The following is a 2,446-nucleotide window of genomic DNA, read 5'->3' as shown; positions in this document are numbered from 1 at the left end:
CGGCCAGAGGAAATCACCAGCTCAACAGCCTCATCCTTGAACTGCTGCGTGTACTTCTTACGATCGGTCATGCGGGAAAGAGCTCCTATCAAGCTGTCTCACAAAACCATACGGCCGCAGTCCCCCAAAGGGCATGTGGTTGATTCCCAGACAATTGGATTTTCGGGGTTCCCTTAACAGCCCTTACCCGCCAGCCCAGTAAATGACTAACGGGTGCGCTCCTTAACAAGCCTTTCGTTGACGTCAGGAGGCGCCGGAGACTTGGTGAGGATGGCGGCCGAGATGGAGCCAAGGACGATGACGATTCCCAGCGTCTGCATTGGCGTGAAGAGCTCTCCGGCGACCACCCACCCGAGGAGTATGGCCACTACTGGACTGAGCAAACCAAGGAAGGCCGTGGTGCTCGCGTTAAGCCGGGCGATGCCGCGAAACCACATGACGTAGGCAAATGCAGTGCCCACGATAGAAAGATAAGTGTAGCCGACGAGGTTTGAGGCCGTCAGTGGAGTAGCGGGGAGCCCCTCGAAGGCGAGCATCACGATCAAGAGCGTGAGCCCTCCCGTGATGAGCTGCCAGGCGGTGGTGGTCAGTGGGGCTGCGGGCTGCCCCCATTTCTTGGAAAGCACGATCCCGGACGCCATGGAAAGGGTTCCGCCGACGGCTGCCAGGACGCCGATGGTATCCAGACGGGCTTGCGCCTGAAGCGTTATGAGACTCACGCCGAACACGCCTGAAACGCCGGCCGCAACGATTCGCGGGGTCAACCGCTCGTGAAGGACCCGACTGGCCAAGAGTGCGACAACGAGGGGCTGGATGCCACCGACGATTGCAGCTACCCCGCCCGGAAGTCGGTAAGCCGCGATGAAGAGCAACGCAAAGAACGCCCCGATGTTGAGAACGCCGAGCACCCAGGACTTCCACCACCAATCGCCGCGCGGCAGCCGACGGCAAATGAAAAGGAGCAGCGCTCCCGCAGGGAGCGCGCGCAATGTCGCGGCGAGGAGCGGGCGGCCTTCCGGCAGGAGCATTGTGGTTGTGAGATATGTGGTGCCCCAAAGTACTGGAGCCAAGGCCGTGGTCAGGATGAGGAAGCGACGGTTGCTAAGCACTTAGTTATTTTAGCTAAGCACTTAGCAATTGCATAGACTTGCCCTATGGCAGACAGAGTCGATCGAATCCTTGAACAGTGGCAGTTAGAGAAACCTGGCCTTGATGTCTCGCCGATGGCCGTCATCGGGCGGTTGAGCCGTACCGCGCTCGCTGTCGAGTCGCGCTTGGCGAACACCTTCGCGCGCCATGGCCTGGACGCGTCATCGTTCGACGTGCTGGCCACGCTGCTGCGCAGCCGTGCCCCATACCGGATCACCCCGGCGGAACTGGCACGTGAAGCAATGATTTCTACGAGCGCCGTAGCCCAGCGGCTGAACAAGCTGGAAGGCCGCGGGCTCATCCAGCGCGAGTCGAATCCGGACGACGGCCGCGGTACGCTCGTAGCGCTCACCGGTGCCGGAAAAGAACTCATCGAGACCACATTGCCTCACCACCTTGCAACCGAACGCGCCATCCTGGAAACACTTAGCATCAAGGAGCAGGAACAGCTCACCGAGTTCCTTTGCCGGATCGATGACGCAGCCAATACCTGAGAACGAAGACACCCCCGAATCTGTCCGCTAAAGGATGGCGAGTTCAATCGGTCGTTGCACGTCAGCAGCAATTTAGGTCAGGGCCCGTTTCCAGGCGTCTTGATTGCGTAGGACATATTGAGCCGCAGCGTGCCAGTGCGCGCCGTGTCCGTTGACGTACATGTCGGCCCAAGGCTGGAATCCGGTCTCATGTGAGGACTTCAACAGCTCGTGCATGGCCGCCGTCCTCTTTCCTAGGGCCACGGGCATAGCTCTTCGTAGCAGCTCGTCTGCCCCATAACCGTCGATAACAGCGCGCAGTCTCGCAGCTGCCTCTGGAACCGGTTGGCCGTCAAAGAGACCTCCAAAGGACTGCACTGCATATGAAAGGTCCCAGAGGCGCGTACTCGGGCCCGCCGCGTCCCAATCGATGAACACCCACCGTTCTCCCATAATGAGGTTCCACGGAGCGAGGTCGTTGTGGCACATCAGGTTCGGATTCTCGACAGGAAGCAAAACGTTCCATCCGGTCGTATCCGGGAGTTCAAATCCTTCGCTGGCATCGTGAATCTGACGAATCAAACGCCCGACCCGCAGGAGGTCAGGCTGTCCTAGGGGCAACTGGTCAAGCGCAGAGACACCCTCGACGTACTCGGTGACATGCCACCCAGCGTGGTCTTTGCCCAAGGGTTTGGGAACGTCGAGGCCAGCTACGTGGAGGGCTTTCAGGTACTTCTGGACAGTGGCAGAGTTTTCCAGCCACGGTTTGCGGACCGTATCGCCAACACGAAGGACACTCTCTGAGGCGTTTCCGCCTGCAAGTT

The 2,446-nt window shown here is 59.7% G+C and carries 3 protein-coding genes; 1 reads left to right on the top strand and 2 read right to left on the bottom strand.

Annotated features, from left to right (window positions below):
* Window positions 1-206: 206 nt before the first annotated feature.
* A complete protein-coding gene (locus ABIB51_RS23100) occupies window positions 207-1,109 on the bottom strand; it encodes a DMT family transporter (RefSeq protein WP_354191723.1) in 903 nt (300 codons plus the stop codon).
* Window positions 1,110-1,154: 45 nt separating this feature from the next.
* Here ABIB51_RS23100 and ABIB51_RS23095 point away from each other — a divergent pair, with 45 nt between their 5' ends.
* Window positions 1,155-1,643, top strand: a complete 489-nt coding sequence (locus tag ABIB51_RS23095; protein ID WP_354191722.1) for a MarR family winged helix-turn-helix transcriptional regulator — start codon at window positions 1,155-1,157, stop codon at window positions 1,641-1,643.
* A gap of 72 nt (window positions 1,644-1,715) precedes the next feature.
* On the opposite strand, the gene ABIB51_RS23090 is transcribed toward ABIB51_RS23095, so the two are convergent.
* Window positions 1,716-2,446: phosphotransferase (locus ABIB51_RS23090; protein ID WP_354191721.1), on the bottom strand; the 731-nt coding region annotated here is incomplete at its 5' end.

It is taken from the genome of Arthrobacter sp. UYCu712 (assembly GCF_040547005.1).
Taxonomy (GTDB): domain Bacteria; phylum Actinomycetota; class Actinomycetes; order Actinomycetales; family Micrococcaceae; genus Arthrobacter.
The sequence above is the reverse complement of the archived record's forward strand: the minus strand, read 5'-3'. Positions and strand labels throughout refer to the sequence as shown.